Origin of the sequence: Thioclava nitratireducens, from assembly GCF_001940525.2 — a bacterium.
Lineage (GTDB): Bacteria > Pseudomonadota > Alphaproteobacteria > Rhodobacterales > Rhodobacteraceae > Thioclava > Thioclava nitratireducens.
The window spans coordinates 3,179,489-3,193,437 of the sequence record NZ_CP019437.1; the positions used below are offsets into that span (position 1 = coordinate 3,179,489).

14 protein-coding genes are annotated in these 13,949 nt (G+C 65.0%); 7 read left to right on the forward strand and 7 right to left on the reverse strand.

The window, feature by feature from the left end:
• Nucleotides 1-31: 31 nt before the first annotated feature.
• The gene (locus BMG03_RS15215) at nucleotides 32-880 is read right to left on the reverse strand and encodes a hypothetical protein (RefSeq protein WP_075774296.1); all 849 of its coding nucleotides are present in this window, start codon (nucleotides 878-880) and stop codon (nucleotides 32-34) included.
• Nucleotides 881-1,040: 160 nt separating this feature from the next.
• Between BMG03_RS15215 and BMG03_RS15220 the strand changes: the two genes are divergently transcribed.
• From BMG03_RS15220 to BMG03_RS15235, 4 genes are all read left to right on the forward strand, one after another.
• Nucleotides 1,041-3,113: a [FeFe] hydrogenase, group A gene (locus BMG03_RS15220; RefSeq protein ID WP_075774295.1), complete on the forward strand. Its 2,073-nt coding sequence runs from the start codon at nucleotides 1,041-1,043 to the stop codon at nucleotides 3,111-3,113.
• 189 nt (nucleotides 3,114-3,302) lie between these two features.
• Nucleotides 3,303-4,553: an efflux RND transporter periplasmic adaptor subunit gene (locus BMG03_RS15225; protein ID WP_075774294.1), complete on the forward strand. Its 1,251-nt coding sequence runs from the start codon at nucleotides 3,303-3,305 to the stop codon at nucleotides 4,551-4,553.
• Nucleotides 4,550-5,254, forward strand: a complete 705-nt coding sequence (locus BMG03_RS15230) for an ABC transporter ATP-binding protein (RefSeq protein ID WP_075774293.1) — start codon at nucleotides 4,550-4,552, stop codon at nucleotides 5,252-5,254. Before BMG03_RS15225 ends, BMG03_RS15230 begins: the two co-directional genes overlap by 4 nt.
• Nucleotides 5,254-6,459 (forward strand): ABC transporter permease, encoded by a 1,206-nt coding sequence (locus tag BMG03_RS15235; RefSeq protein WP_075774292.1) that lies wholly within the window; start codon nucleotides 5,254-5,256, stop codon nucleotides 6,457-6,459. Before BMG03_RS15230 ends, BMG03_RS15235 begins: the two co-directional genes overlap by 1 nt.
• 87 nt (nucleotides 6,460-6,546) lie before the next feature.
• Here the strand turns inward: BMG03_RS15235 and BMG03_RS15240 are convergent, their stop codons facing one another.
• Entirely contained in the window at nucleotides 6,547-6,858 is a 312-nt protein-coding gene (locus BMG03_RS15240) for an ETC complex I subunit (protein ID WP_075774291.1), read from the reverse strand.
• 413 nt (nucleotides 6,859-7,271) lie between these two features.
• Between BMG03_RS15240 and uvrB the strand changes: the two genes are divergently transcribed.
• Nucleotides 7,272-9,455: an excinuclease ABC subunit UvrB gene (gene uvrB, locus BMG03_RS15245; protein WP_075774290.1), complete on the forward strand. Its 2,184-nt coding sequence runs from the start codon at nucleotides 7,272-7,274 to the stop codon at nucleotides 9,453-9,455.
• On the forward strand, nucleotides 9,452-10,210 hold the full coding sequence (locus BMG03_RS15250) for a DUF6782 family putative metallopeptidase (protein ID WP_143597877.1): 759 nt from the start codon (nucleotides 9,452-9,454) through the stop codon (nucleotides 10,208-10,210). Before uvrB ends, BMG03_RS15250 begins: the two co-directional genes overlap by 4 nt.
• 3 nt (nucleotides 10,211-10,213) lie before the next feature.
• Here BMG03_RS15250 and BMG03_RS15255 read toward each other — a convergent pair whose 3' ends face one another.
• Nucleotides 10,214-10,813, reverse strand: coding sequence for a rhodanese-like domain-containing protein (locus BMG03_RS15255; protein ID WP_075774288.1), 600 nt, complete (start codon nucleotides 10,811-10,813; stop codon nucleotides 10,214-10,216).
• Nucleotides 10,814-10,889: 76 nt separating this feature from the next.
• On the opposite strand from BMG03_RS15255, the gene BMG03_RS15260 reads away from it, so the two are divergent.
• Nucleotides 10,890-11,354, forward strand: a complete 465-nt coding sequence (locus tag BMG03_RS15260) for a YdcF family protein (protein ID WP_075774287.1) — start codon at nucleotides 10,890-10,892, stop codon at nucleotides 11,352-11,354.
• A gap of 15 nt (nucleotides 11,355-11,369) precedes the next feature.
• On the opposite strand, the gene BMG03_RS15265 is transcribed toward BMG03_RS15260, so the two are convergent.
• The 4 genes from BMG03_RS15265 to BMG03_RS15280 all read right to left on the reverse strand — a co-directional run bounded on the left by BMG03_RS15265 (nucleotide 11,370) and on the right by BMG03_RS15280 (nucleotide 13,948).
• Nucleotides 11,370-11,642: a hypothetical protein gene (locus BMG03_RS15265; RefSeq protein WP_075774286.1), complete on the reverse strand. Its 273-nt coding sequence runs from the start codon at nucleotides 11,640-11,642 to the stop codon at nucleotides 11,370-11,372.
• 100 nt (nucleotides 11,643-11,742) lie between these two features.
• Nucleotides 11,743-12,060: an antibiotic biosynthesis monooxygenase family protein gene (locus BMG03_RS15270; RefSeq protein ID WP_075774285.1), complete on the reverse strand. Its 318-nt coding sequence runs from the start codon at nucleotides 12,058-12,060 to the stop codon at nucleotides 11,743-11,745.
• A 69-nt stretch (nucleotides 12,061-12,129) separates the two neighbouring features.
• A complete protein-coding gene (locus tag BMG03_RS15275; protein WP_075774284.1) occupies nucleotides 12,130-13,443 on the reverse strand; it encodes a TRAP transporter large permease in 1,314 nt (437 codons plus the stop codon).
• Entirely contained in the window at nucleotides 13,436-13,948 is a 513-nt protein-coding gene (locus BMG03_RS15280; protein WP_075774283.1) for a TRAP transporter small permease, read from the reverse strand. The genes BMG03_RS15275 and BMG03_RS15280 overlap by 8 nt, the downstream gene beginning before the upstream one ends.
• Nucleotide 13,949: the final 1 nt, after the last annotated feature.

Sequence of the window (13,949 nt, forward strand, 5' to 3'; positions counted from 1 at the left end):
GCAGCGGTCGCTCAGCCCCAGTCGCGCAGCCCTAGTCGCGCAGCACCCCGGCGGCGGTCAGCGCGTGGCGGTCAGGCCGCCAGATATCGGTATGCGGTGTCGCGAAGACCCGCGCGGCGAAGCGCGCCGTCACGCCACGCTCGCGCAGGAAAGCGCGGTCGATCTCCTCCTCTTTTCCGATGTCGATCGGCAACGGGTAAGCTTCCAGGCTGTAGCCGTGAAAACCCAGCTTCCCTTCGGGGCCAAGATCGCGATGCGCGCCTGCCATGAAAATCAGCGTGCAGGCCGAGTAGCATCGCTTCGTCACCCGCGTCTTCAGCCCCCGCCTCATCACGCGCTGCGCCAGCGCGCGGGCGGCAAAGACGTGCCCACCGGCGCTGTCGAGATCGATCGCCGAGACGCCCTGCGTCGGGGTCGCCTCGAACCGAGCCAGAAGATCGTAGCTGATATCGCCGGTGAGATAGGCGATGCCGTTTCGCACCTCCAGCGGCATCGGCCCGGCATGAGCGATCGGCGCCAAGGCCATTGTTTGCCGTGCCGATTGGTCGAGCGCATGCGTCGCGCTCACCACCGCGACGGCCCCGATCGCCACACGCGCGGCGAACAGCACATCGCCCCGTGCCCGCGCATCGACCCAATGTGAGACGCTGCGCCACGCCCCCACCACCTGCCATACCGCCAGCGCGATGTCCGCGAGGATGAGCATTGAGAAGAGTGGCATTGGCACCGGCGGCGACACGACCTGCCAAAGCCGAGCCACGGCGAACCGCCCGCCGATCAGCACGACTATAAGCGCGATCCACGGCGGGTACGCGCCGCGCCAATATGCGCCGATGCCCCAGAGCGGGGCTGGTTGCGATGTCCGGGTGGCTCGGGCCATTCACGCCGTCCTTTCGAACACTATCAAGCGTCAGTGTAGCACGACCGAGCCGAAAACCGGGAATCCGCCTCGCCGACCGGGCTGCGAGGCAGTCCGAAGGTGGACCTTCTGCGACGACGGGAGCCTCTGTTATACTTTTCGGATAGGGAGGTTTCTTCGCATGATCACGCTGACGATCAATGGGCGACATATCGACGTCGAGGACGGCACCAGCTTGCTGGAGGCGGCGAAGACAGCCGGCATCCACATCCCGACCTTGTGCCATTATCCCGGCCTGCCCGCCCATGCCGTGTGCCGCATGTGCCTCGTGGAGATCGAGGGCACGCAGAACCCGCAACCGGCCTGTCGCACTCTGGCGAAGGATGGGGACGTGGTGACGACGGACAGCGAAGCGCTGACTGCCTTTCGGAAAGCCGATGCGGAATGGCTGCTCGCGCGGCATCCGAACGACTGCATGCGCTGCGAAGTGAACGGGGCGTGCCAGCTCCAGCGTCTCGTCCATGAGAACCAGTGGGAAGAGCGTTGGCCGAAGACGCCGGCCGGGGCCGTCACCGCGTCGGAAGAACTCTCCTGCGATCACACCTCCCCCAGCATCTGGCGGGACTTGTCGAAGTGTATCGAATGCGGGCTTTGCGCGGAGGTCTGCGGCGACAGCGTGCAGAACCAGAACGTGATCGGCTTCGCCAATCGGGGCTTCGACCGGCGCCCCGTCACCGTCTTCGACGTGCCGCTGTCGCAGACCAACTGCATTTCCTGCGGCCAGTGCACACTTGTCTGCCCGGTTGGCGCGCTGATCGAGGCCCCGCATTGGCACGAGGTGCTGCGCACGCTCGATGCCCATCGGCGGGTCTCCGTGGTTCAGGTCGCCCCGGCGACCCGCATCGCCATCAGCGAGGAATTCGGTCTGGAGTCGGGAACTGTCAGCACAGGGCGCCTGATCAATGCGCTGCGGCTCTTGGGGTTCGATTATGTGTTCGACACGAATTTCGCTGCCGATCTCACGATCATGGAGGAAGGCACTGAATTGCTGTCGCGCCTCGAGGCGGGCACGGAGCTGCCGCTGTTCACCTCCTGCTGTCCGGGCTGGGTGAACTGGGTCGAGTTGAACCGGCCCGATCTTCTGCCGCATCTGAGCACGACCAAATCGCCACAGCAGATGCATGGCGCGATCGCCAAACGGGGTCGCTTCGCGCGGTCTCTGGGCCCTGATTTCGCAGACGGCAAGGCCGAACCCTACGTGGTGAGCGTGATGCCCTGCACCGCCAAGAAGGACGAGGCTCAGCGGCCCGGCGTCTCGGGCGACGTGGATCATGTGCTCACCACCCGAGAGCTGGCGCGGATGATCCGGTCGCGCGGGATCCCGTTCGGGGCGCTCTCCGAGGACGGGCAATTCGACAGCCCGCTGGGCGAGAGCACCGGGGCCGCCCAGATATTCGGCGCCTCGGGCGGCGTCATGGAGGCGATGGTCCGCACGGCTGCGCATTTCAAAGGGGTCGAGCACGATCTGCCGCTGGAATGGGAGGCACTGCGCGGTGTGCGCGAGGGCGTGAAGACCGCGACCATTCCCGGCGTCGGCACGGTGGCCGTGTGCAACGGGATCGCGTCCGCCCAGCGCATGCTGGAGGATGAGACGTGGCGCGAGGACTATGTCGCGATCGAGGTCATGGCCTGCGTCGGTGGCTGCCTCGGCGGCGGCGGCGAGCCGAAATCCATGGACCCGCAAATTCTGCAAAAACGGGCCAAGGCGATCTACAGCGTCGATGCAAAGGCACCGCGCCGCCGTTCCTATGAGAATGCGGATGTGCAGGCGCTCTATGCCTCGGAACTGGGCGCGCCGAACTCCCCGACCGCGCACCATCTGCTCCACACCCATTACGCCGCCAGACATTCCAAGCGTTCGCTGCTGATGCGCTTTCTGGATTGCGTGGACCGGCGCGACGGTGCAGCGGCTGCAAAGCTGTTTCATCCCGACGGGGTCTGGTCGACCGCCTCTCCCTTCGGCGTGCTGACCGGCGCGGACGAGATCGCGGGGTTCATCAACGCGAAGCTTCCGCCGAACCTGCGCGGCGCGAAATATGCGCGCCACCAGATGGAAACCGCGGCCGATACAGACGATCTCACGGTCCTCGCCCCCGACGGAAGCCGCAGCCGCTTCGATCTGGAGCTGAGCACCGTGGAGGAGGACGGATATTCGCAGATGGCGATCAAGACCCTCACGCGCACGGTCCTTTGATGCGGTGATGTGCAAGCATTGCCCGCAGCGGCCGACGACAGATCGCGAATTGATCAACTCGCCGACCCCACGCGCGTTTCTTCTTCCCTTCTTGTTCTAGAGCAAAGCCATAGCGGGCGACGGGGTTCATCCTTTGCGACGTATCACACCTGCCCTCCCTGCGGGACGAGAAACCGGAACGGATTCATCATGCCGAGTCAGAGCCGCGACGAGATCGAACACGTATTGTCCAGCGCGAAAAGCCGCCGACCTTGGCGGCTCTGGGCCCTCGGCGCGGGGGCCCTCGTGATCGCGGTCGGCGCTTGGGTCTGGTTGGCGCCGTCCCGCGACAGCACCGGCACGAGCTACATCACGCAAGCCGTCACGCGCGGCGATTTGACCGTCACGGTCACCGCGACCGGCACGGTGCAGCCCACGACGGAAGTCGAGGTCTCCTCGGAGCTGTCGGGTACGCTGGCAAGCATCGACGTCGACTATAACGACGAGGTCACGGTGGGTGAGGTGCTCGCGCGGCTCGACGATACGAAATTCAAGGCGCAGGTCGCCAATGCCGAGGCCGCGCTCGCGGCCGCCAAGGCGCAGCTCGCACAGGCCGAAGCCACCCAGAAGGAAGCGACGGCACTCTATGAGACACAGGCGGAACTGGACCGGCGTGGCGTCTCGACCCATAGCACCTTCGTCACCTATATCGCGCAGCGCGATCGCGCGGTGGCGGCCGTTCAGGCCGCGAAAGCGTCGCTGACTTTGGCCGAGGCGAACCTTGCTTTGGAGAAGGACGATCTGGAGAAATCGGTCATCCGGTCCCCGATCAACGGCGTCGTTCTGGACCGCAATGTCTCGGCCGGTCAGATCGTGGCCGCCTCGCTATCCGCGCCCACCTTGTTCACGCTCGCCGAAGACCTACGCCGCATGCAGTTACTCGTCGATATCGACGAGGCGGATATCGGTCAGGTCGCGGTCGGCAATGACGCGACATTCACCGTCGACGCCTATTCCGGTCGCTCTTTCCCGGCGACGATCACGCAGGTGCGCTACGCCCCCGAGACAACCGACGATGTCGTGACCTACAAGGGTGTGCTGGCGGTCGACAATGCCGACCTGCTGTTGCGCCCCGGCATGACCGCGACGGCGACGATCACCGTGGACGAGGCCAAGGACGCGCTCCTGATCCCGAATGCGGCGCTGCGCTATGCGCCCCCGCAAGAGGTCGAAGACGCAGGCAATGGCGCGAGCGGGCTCATCGGCCTCGTGATACCGAGCCGACCGGGTTCGGAGAGCGGTACCGCGAGCGGGAAATCCGTCTGGGTCCTTCGCGATGGCACCCCCGTCGAAGTGGCGGTCACGCCGGGCGCGACGAATGGCAAGTTCACGATCGTCACCGCGGGCGATCTGGCCGTCGGCGATCAGGTCATCACCGATCAGCGGGATACGTCGCGATGAGTGAGCCACTCCTCGAGTTACGCGGGATCGAGCGCCACTATGGCCATGACGAAACCCTCGTGCGCGCCCTCGATGGCGTCGACCTTCGCGTCGAACCGGGGGAATTCCTTGCGATCATGGGGCCCTCGGGGTCGGGAAAATCGACCGCGATGAACATCATCGGCTGTCTCGACCGGCCGACTGCGGGGAATTACCTGTTCAACGGCGTCGAGGTCGCGACCCTGAACCGCGATCAACGGGCCCTGCTGCGCAGGCATTACCTCGGCTTCGTCTTTCAGGGCTACAACCTTCTGCCCCGCACCACCGCGCTGGAGAACGTCGAACTTCCGCTGATCTATAAAGGGATGCGGAAGGCCGAACGCGTGGCGCGCGCCCAGCTGGCTCTGGCACGGGTCGGGCTTGAGGGGCGCGAGGATCACACGCCGTCGCAGCTCTCGGGCGGTCAGCAGCAACGGGTCGCGATCGCGCGGGCGCTTGCGGGAGAACCGATGGTTATGCTCGCCGACGAGCCCACGGGCAATCTCGACACCAAACGCAGCGTCGAGATCATGGACCTGATGCAGGATCTCAACCGCGAGTCCGGCCTGACCATCGTCATGGTCACGCATGAGGAGGATATGGCCGCCTACGCTTCGCGCCTCGTCGTCTTCACCGACGGCCGGGTCGTGCGCGACGAGAAGATGCGCGAGGGGGCCCTGTGATGCTCTGGGAAACCATCCGGCTCGCACTCACCGCGATCACCCGAAACGCGCTTCGCTCCTTTCTCACCGTGCTGGGCGTCGTGATCGGGGTGGCGGCCGTCATCGCGATGATGACCGTCGGGCAAGGTTCCTCGGAACAGGTCTCGGCGAATGTCGCCGCGCTCGGCACCAATGTTCTCGTCCTGCGATCCGGTGCGCGGATGATGGGGCCCGGATCGCGCGAGGCCGCCCCGCCCTTCAAGCTGTCGGACGCCGAGGCGCTGAAAGACCTGAGCAGCCTCTCCGCCGTCGCGCCGGTCGTCTCGACCGCGGCCACGGCCGTGTTCGGCAATAACAACCGCATGACTTCGATCACCGGGACGACCTCCGCCTATCTCGATATCGGTGGCTGGTCTCTCGCACTCGGGCGCAGCTTCACCCCGGCCGAGGATCGCAGCGGCGCCAATCTTTGCATCATCGGCGAGACCGTGCGGACGACCCTGTTCGGCGCGACCGATCCGACCGGCGATAAGGTCCGCATCAAGTCGATTTCCTGCGAGGTGATCGGCTTGCTGAAGGCGAAAGGCGCAGGCTCGTTCGGGCAGGATCAGGACGATCTCGTCATCATGCCCATCCGAACGGTGCAAAGACGGCTGATGGGCAGTCAGGACGTTTCCACGATCTCGGTTCAGGTCGCGCCGAACGTGTCGACGGCCCGGGCGACCTCCGACATTGAGACCCTGATGCGCGAGCGGCGTCGCATCGCCATCGGCGAAGAGGACGATTTCTCGGTCTTCGACATGGCCGAGCTGAGTTCGATGCTCAATTCGGTCAACTCGGTGCTCACCGGCCTGCTCTCCTCCGTCGCGGCGGTCAGCCTGCTGGTGGGCGGCATCGGCATCATGAACATCATGCTCGTCTCGGTGACCGAGCGTACCCGCGAGATCGGCATCCGCCTCTCGGTCGGCGCGCAGGCGCATCAGGTGCTGATGCAGTTTCTGGTCGAGGCGGTGGTGCTCTCGGTTCTGGGCGGGATCATCGGCATCCTCTTCGGCCTCGGCCTCGCCTATGTCGCGTCGCGGATCATGGCGATCCCCTTCTCGCCACGCCCGGATATCATTCTTCTCGCCTTCGGCTTCTCGGCGGTAGTGGGAATGGTCTTCGGCTACTTCCCGGCGCGACGCGCGGCGCGGCTCGACCCGATCGATGCGCTTCATTACCAGTAGAGGCGGTGGCCGGGTGGCCCCTGAAACGCAAAACGGCGCTGCCACCGCAACGCCGTTCTCGTCATTCGTTGGTGATGACCTGGCCCCTCAATGCGTCCAGTTCGCGCGGCGGTCGGTGGCGAAGTTCTCGCCGTAGCCGCGAGCGCGCACATTCGGGGCGCGCTTATGCGGCTCGGTCACGACGTAATCGATGCCCTTTTCCTTGGCATAGGCTTCCGCCGCTTCGCGTGTCTCGAAGCGCAGCCGTACCTGCGCCTGCGTGTCGTTCGAGCTGGTCCAGCCCATCAGCGGGTCGATTTCGCGAGCGTCGGCAGCGACGTAGTCGAGATACCAGAACCGCGTCTTCGCGTTGCCCGATTGCATGGCGTTGCGGGCGGGTTGGTAGATGCGCGCGCGCATGGGCAAACTCCTCTGCGATACCTCTGGCTTTTCTTAGTGCATCTGCAACAAATCGCAAGCCCCGGAGCGCAATGGCAACGGATGCGCGGCGATTATGCAGGGTGCAGCGGGAAGGAAGGAAGACCGCCCGCCGCTGTTGCCCGGGCATCGGCTTTGCACAAAGAAGGTGGCGGACCTGCGGACCGACCGGAGGGCAAGCTCAGGGTGACGCGCCGCTCGGCGGTCGGACACGCCCCAAGAGGCAAAAGACGCTCCGCCGGACCGTCGCGACCCCAGGCCGAACTCCGCCACAAGCCTCTGTTAAATATGGACAATCCGACAGCGCGCATTAAGCTTTTCTCAACCTCCCTCGCAAACCCTTGAATGCGAACGAAAAGAGGACAAATCTGGGGAGCAAGCAAAAGGTCTGCCCGATGCCCCACAACAATACCAATCTGCCCACCGAACGCCCCGATGTGCTTACCCGCCCCAAGCTGGAAGGCGGCAAGCGGTTCGTGATGCACACTCAGTACGCTCCGGCCGGCGACCAGCCCACCGCGATTGCAGAGCTGTCTTCCGGGGTCGAGGCGATGGAGCGCGATCAGGTGCTGCTCGGGGCGACCGGGACCGGCAAGACCTTCACCATGGCAAAGGTGATCGAGGAGACTCAGCGCCCCGCGATCATCCTCGCGCCCAACAAGACCCTGGCCGCGCAGCTCTACGGCGAGTTCAAGAGCTTCTTCCCCGAAAACTCGGTGGAATATTTCGTCTCATATTACGACTACTACCAGCCCGAAGCCTACGTGCCGCGCTCGGACACCTATATCGAGAAGGAATCACAGATCAACGAGCAGATCGACCGGATGCGCCACTCGGCCACCCGGGCGCTTCTGGAACGTGACGACGTGATCATCGTGGCCTCGGTCTCGTGCATCTACGGCATCGGCTCAGTCGAGACCTATTCGGCGATGACGCAGGATCTCAAGACCGGCGACCTGATCGAGCAGCGCAAGTTCATCAACGAGCTGGTGGCGCAACAGTACAAACGCCTCGACGCGGCCTTCCAGCGCGGCGCGTTCCGGGTGAAGGGCGACACGGTCGATCTGTGGCCCGCCCACTTGGAGGACCGCGCCTGGCGGTTCTCCTTCTTCGGCGAAGAGCTGGAGGCGATCACGGAGTTCGACCCGCTAACGGGCGCGAAGACCGACAGTTTCGACCAGATCCGCATCTACGCGAACAGCCACTACGTCACACCACGCCCGACCCTGCAGCAAGCGGCCAAGGGCATCCGCAAGGAGCTGGCGCTCCGGCTGAAGCAGCTGGAAGAGGAAGGCAAGCTGCTGGAGGCGCAGCGCCTCGAACAGCGCACGAATTTCGACCTGGAGATGCTGGAGGCGACCGGCGTCTGCAACGGGATCGAGAACTATTCGCGCTATCTCACGGGTCGCGCACCCGGTGAGCCGCCGCCCACCCTGTTCGAATTCATCCCCGACAACGCGATCGTCTTCGCCGACGAGAGCCACGTCACCGTGCCCCAGATCGGCGGCATGTATCGCGGGGACTATCGGCGCAAGTTCACGCTGGCAGAACACGGCTTCCGCCTGCCGTCTTGCATGGATAACCGCCCCCTCAAGTTCGAGGAATGGGATGCGATGCGCCCGCAGTCGGTTTTCGTCTCGGCGACGCCCGCCGCATGGGAGCTGGAACAGACAGGCGGCGTCTTCACCGAACAGGTCATTCGCCCCACGGGCCTCCTCGACCCGGTCGTGGAGATCCGCCCGGTCGAGACGCAGGTAGACGACGTGCTCGATGAAATCCGCACCGTCGCGGCGCGCGGCTATCGCACGCTGGTCACCACGCTGACCAAACGCATGGCCGAGGATCTGACCGAATACCTGCACGAGCAGGGCGTTCGCGTGCGCTACATGCACTCCGACATCGACACGATCGAGCGGATCGAGATCTTGCGCGACCTTCGCCTGGGCGCGTTCGACGTGCTGATCGGGATCAACCTGCTGCGCGAGGGTCTGGACATTCCCGAATGCGGGCTGGTCGCGATCCTCGATGCCGACAAGGAGGGCTTCCTGCGCTCGGAAACCTCGCTGATCCAGACCATCGGCCGCGCCGCGCGGAACTCCGAGGGGCGGGTCATCATGTATGCCGACAGGATCACCGGCTCGATGCAGCGCGCGATGGACGAGACCGACCGCCGCCGCGCCAAGCAGATCGCCTATAACGAGGAACACGGCATCACGCCCGAGACGATCAAGAAGAATGTCGATGACGTTCTGGCGGGCCTCTATCAGGGCGACACCGACATGTCGCGCGTGACCGCCAAGGTCGATGCGGTGAAGCCGGGGGCCAACCTTCAGGCTCATCTGGACGACATGCGCGCGAAGATGCGCAAGGCCGCCGAAGATCTGGAATTCGAGGAAGCCGCCCGCCTGCGCGACGAGGTGAAACGTCTCGAAGCGGTGGACCTCGCCGTCCACGACGACCCGCTCGCACGACAGTCCGCAGTGGAAGCAGCAAGCGAGGCCGCGGTCAAGGCGACGGGCCGGTCTACTGCGGGTCGCCCGGGCCAGCGCGGGGGTGTGAAGCGGCGGAAGGGGCGGTGAGGCTTGTCCGGCGCCTCTTGCTGAGCCTCTGGCTCGGTGCGCTCGCCCTGCCCGCGCAGGCCCAGACCCTAACCTGCGCCGCACCGCCATTCGACGATCCCCCCGAGGTCGCAACCATCGTCGATCAGCTGCGTCCCGCTCTCGACCGCTGGCCGAGCCTTCATGTTGCGCTCTTTCGAGACGCTAGAGAGCTGTGTGTTGCCGACACGCTGCACGATGCGCGGGGATATTTCGAGCCGCGCTCCTCCCGGCTCGTGATCGCCACCGATATGGCACCCGCCTTGCAAAAGGCAGTTCTGATTCACGAATTGCGCCATCTGGAGCAGAAATTCCACGGCTCCTGCCCCGAGCCGAACCTGTCGATGAAGGAAAACGCCCGCGCGATCTTCGCGATGGAGGCCGATGCCACCACCTACAGTCTCGCTGTCGCCTGGGATTTGCGCAAAGCCGGGATGCCCGACACCTGGAACGCGCTGGCGACCTGGCCAATGCAGGCCGATATCGCGACCGCGTTCGAGGCCGAAATGGGCCGCTCGGGCGATCTCATTAGTGCGGCCAGCGCCGCGTTCACCCAATGGTACGCGAAAGACGAACGACGCGAGCTATACTACCTCGCGTCGTGCAGCGATTATCTCGAGTCCCGCGACCGGGACCACAGAATGCTCAGCTATGATCGACTTTCCAGCGGCTTCTTCAACGCGCTTTGTCGGCTTCCCGATGGCGAAGCCTACCCTTGCGCAGAATCCGGAGGATGAGGGTCAGCCGCCGCTGACCGTCAAGCCCAGCAGCCGCCATTGCTGCATCCCGCCGCGGTAGTAATAGATCTTTTCCGCCGGGAAACCGGCTTCGATCATCCGGCGCGCGGCTGTCGGCGACTGGCCGCACCACGGACCGTTGCAGTAAAGCGCGACCGATTTCACGTCCGGACCATCGCAGATGAAGCCCTCGAAATCCGGCTGGCAGCCAAGCTCGCCCAGACGGTCGGGTGCTTCCATGTAGGGAATGTTGATCGCGCCCGGGATCGCACCGCCCTCAAAATCGCGGGTCACACGTCCGTCGACGACCACCACGTTGGGATCCTTGAGAAACTCCATCATCTCCAGTTCACCCACCGGGGTCACACCCGGCGCCGGGATCATCGGCTGGATGCAGAAATTCGGACAGGGGCGCGAGGTCTTTGCCCACTCGCCTTCCAGCTTGTTCTCGTTATCCTGAATCCGCTTGATCTCGACCGGCCCCTTGGCAGTCTCCACGGTCACGGACATAACGTCCGGGCGAATATTCACCGGCTCGGCGAAAGCGGGCGCGGTCAGAACAGGCGCGGCAACAAGCAGCGCGGCAAGAAACATGAAACGCATGATAACCTCCCTTTTTCGTGATCTTAACATAACTCCCGGCCTTGTCGCCGGACGTGCGGATCTTTAGCTCAACGAAATGAGAGCGATTTTGATCCTCGGCGCGGCGGTCTGGGCGGAGGGCGCCCCGTCCCCCACCTTGCTACGGCGCACGCGGCACGCGGCTACGCTATGGCACGCGGGCGCGGCGGAGCGGGTGATCTGCTGCGGGGGTGTCGGGCGGTATCCACCGAGCGAGGCGGAAGTGATGGCCCGGATATTGCGCGCGGAAGGTGTGGATTCTGAGGCGATCCTTCTCGAAGATCGCTCGACCAGCACTTACGAGAATATCGGCTTCGCGCAGGCGCATCTGGATGGCGACGAGGTAACCATCGTCACCGATCCCTACCACGCACCGCGCGCGGTGATGATCGCGCGCCGGATGGGGCTGCGGGCACGCGCGGATTGCCCCACGCACCGCGCAAGCGCGAAGGCCCGCGCCCGCGAAGGCTTCGCCTACCTGAAGCTGGGATGGTGGATGGCGCGGGGCGGGCCCTTGCCCTGACCCGCGCCGCATGCGTCAGTCGAGGATCATCTTGCCGATGATCAGCACGATCACCGCCCCGACAAGCGCGATGGCGATTATCGCAAGCAGGCCGCCCGCCGCAAGCACCGCTCCGCCCAGAAGGGCCACGATGAACGGGGTGATGAGGGCGCCGACGACGCCGATCGCCAGATAGGCGGCTTTGTGACGTCCGCCCGAGACGACGCTCGCGATCCAGCCCGCCAGAAGACCTGCGAGCACGAGAAGGATCAGGCCGACCGTGCCGATTGCTTGCAGAACGCTTTCCATGATTTCACTCCGATATGTCTTTTCACATCAACGCGAGGCGCGTTCTGAAGTTCCCTCTTCGCGCGCCTATTTCGGCAGCGCAGCGCCCCCTGCGCGCCAGTCAGAAATCGGCGGAAACTTCGTACATCACCGGCTCGAAATTGCGGCAGAGCGTGTAGATGACCCGGTTGCGCTCGATCATCTCGGGGCTGCGCAGCATCGCCTGATAGTCGCCGCGCTCGTGCCATTTGGAATAGGTCGCGATCCGCGTGCGCGCGTCGTTCATATGCAGCCCCGCGCCGATGAAACCGGGCGCTTTCGAGATCACCTCGGCATAGGCGGCTTGCAGCTTCTCCATCAATTCGTCGGCTGTGGCGGGCGTCATCTCGAAGGTGCAGATCACGGTCTGCCCTTTGAAATCGCTGGTAATCTCGGTCATGGGCGGTCCTCCTCCGGGTTATGCTCGCACAGAAGCGCGCAGAAATCACCGCTCTTTTGTTCTCCCGTATCAGAGCGGCAGAAGCGCTAGCGCCGGGATCGCTACGATCAGCGCGATCCGGATCAGATCGGCGCAGACGAACCAGCTGACCGCGCCCCAGCTCGCGCGGCCCGGCCCCTGCCCTTCGATGGCGGAAATGACGAAGAGGTTCATGCCCACGGGCGGCGTGATCAGCCCGACCTCGACCACGATCAGCACCAGCACCCCGAACCAGATCGCGAGTGCCTGCGGGTCGAGGCCGAAATCGAGCCCCGCGACGATCGGCCAGAAGGTCGGCACAGTCAGCAGGATCATCGAGAGGCTGTCCATGAAGCAACCGAGGACGAGATAAAGAACCAGCATCGCGATCAGCACAGCCCACGGAGACACCCCCGCGCCGGTGATCATCTGCGCGAGTTCCTGCGGGAAGCGCGCGAAGCCGAGGAACCCGTTATAGACCGCCGCGCCAAGGATGATGAAGAACACCATCCCGGTCGTCTGCGCGGTCTCCAAAAGGGCGCGCACCAGCCCGCCTCCGCGCAAGCCCCCCGAGGCCCAGGCGGCGATCCCAGTCAGCGCCGCGCCGATGGCCGCACCTTCGGTGGGCGAGACGATGCCGCCATAGATGCCACCCACGACGAGCGCGAAGATCGCGATCACTGGCCAGATTCCAATCAGCGCCCGCACACGTTGGGCCCAATTGAGCGCAGCGCGCGGAGCGCCGGCGGCGTCAGGATGCCGGATCAGGTAGGCGCGCGTCGCGATCACGTAGCCCAGAACGGCCAGCAACCCCGGCAGCACGGCGGCGGCGAAGAGCGTCGCGATGTTCTGCTCGGTGAGGATCGCGAAGATCACCAGTACGATCGAGGGCGGGATCAGGATGCCGAGCGTGCCGCCCGCCGCGAGCGTCGCGGTGGCGAGCGCGCTCGAATAGCCCGCCGCCCGCATCTCGGGCAGTGCCACACGCCCCATCGTCGCCGCCGTCGCGAGCGAGGAGCCGCAGATCGCACCAAAGCCCGCGCAGGCTGCGATCGCTGACATCGCCAGCCCGCCCCGCCGGTGCCCGATCAGCGCGTCCGCGGCGCGAAACAGCGCGCGACTCATCCCCCCCTGGGTCGCGAATTGCCCCATCAGCAGGAACATCGGGATCACAGACAGCTCGTAATGGGCGAAGGTCGAAAACCCCTCGTTCTTCATCTTGGCGAGCCAGATCTGCGGGCTTCCGGTCAGCGCCCAGAGCCCGCCTGCGCCCAAGATCAGCATGGCCAGCCCGATCGGCGCGCGCAGCGCGATCATCAGCAGCAATAGTGGAAAAGAGGTCAATGCGAGGGCGAAATCACTCATGGTATCCCCCGCCAGCCGCAAGCCGCCAGCCGTTCCACGTGGCCACCACGGCTGAGCCCCATGCGCCGGGCAAGCAGGCCGCATAGCCCCACCAGAGCGGCAGCCCCAGCAGGAAGGTCGTGGTGCCCGAGCGCATCTTCGCCCCCATACCCAATCCGATCCGCCACGCGATCACAGCGAACAACACCGCCGCCACCAACTGCCAGAACAGGTCAAGCCAGCGCGCCGAACGGCCACGCAGGATCTCGACCCGCGCATGGGCGTGGCGCAGTTGCACCAAGGGGATCATAGCGTAGACGATGGCAGGCAGGCTCAGTTCGACGATCTCGAAACCTGCCTTGAACGGGCCTATCCCAACGCCCCCGGGGAGCCAACCGCCTTGCGCGCCCTTCAAGCCGAGCGCGCCGAGGCTGGAGAGACAGGTCATCACGACCAGCGCCAATAGCACCAGCCCGCCGAGCAGCGCGAGCCCCTGCGCCGCCCTCTCGATCGCGCCGCGAGCCATG

What these genes read in the sequence shown, in the direction of transcription:
- BMG03_RS15235 (WP_075774292.1), top strand. Translation starts at nt 5,254, where the DNA reads ATGCTCTGGGAAACCATCCGGCTCGCACTCACCGCGATCACCCGAAAC.
- BMG03_RS15275 (WP_075774284.1), bottom strand. Translation starts at nt 13,443, where the DNA reads ATGAGTGATTTCGCCCTCGCATTGACCTCTTTTCCACTATTGCTGCTG.
- uvrB (WP_075774290.1), top strand. Translation starts at nt 7,272, where the DNA reads ATGCCCCACAACAATACCAATCTGCCCACCGAACGCCCCGATGTGCTT.
- BMG03_RS15220 (WP_075774295.1), top strand. Translation starts at nt 1,041, where the DNA reads ATGATCACGCTGACGATCAATGGGCGACATATCGACGTCGAGGACGGC.
- BMG03_RS15260 (WP_075774287.1), top strand. Translation starts at nt 10,890, where the DNA reads ATGAGAGCGATTTTGATCCTCGGCGCGGCGGTCTGGGCGGAGGGCGCC.
- BMG03_RS15225 (WP_075774294.1), top strand. Translation starts at nt 3,303, where the DNA reads ATGCCGAGTCAGAGCCGCGACGAGATCGAACACGTATTGTCCAGCGCG.
- BMG03_RS15255 (WP_075774288.1), bottom strand. Translation starts at nt 10,813, where the DNA reads ATGCGTTTCATGTTTCTTGCCGCGCTGCTTGTTGCCGCGCCTGTTCTG.
- BMG03_RS15215 (WP_075774296.1), bottom strand. Translation starts at nt 880, where the DNA reads ATGGCCCGAGCCACCCGGACATCGCAACCAGCCCCGCTCTGGGGCATC.
- BMG03_RS15240 (WP_075774291.1), bottom strand. Translation starts at nt 6,858, where the DNA reads ATGCGCGCGCGCATCTACCAACCCGCCCGCAACGCCATGCAATCGGGC.
- BMG03_RS15280 (WP_075774283.1), bottom strand. Translation starts at nt 13,948, where the DNA reads ATGGCTCGCGGCGCGATCGAGAGGGCGGCGCAGGGGCTCGCGCTGCTC.
- BMG03_RS15265 (WP_075774286.1), bottom strand. Translation starts at nt 11,642, where the DNA reads ATGGAAAGCGTTCTGCAAGCAATCGGCACGGTCGGCCTGATCCTTCTC.
- BMG03_RS15270 (WP_075774285.1), bottom strand. Translation starts at nt 12,060, where the DNA reads ATGACCGAGATTACCAGCGATTTCAAAGGGCAGACCGTGATCTGCACC.
- BMG03_RS15230 (WP_075774293.1), top strand. Translation starts at nt 4,550, where the DNA reads ATGAGTGAGCCACTCCTCGAGTTACGCGGGATCGAGCGCCACTATGGC.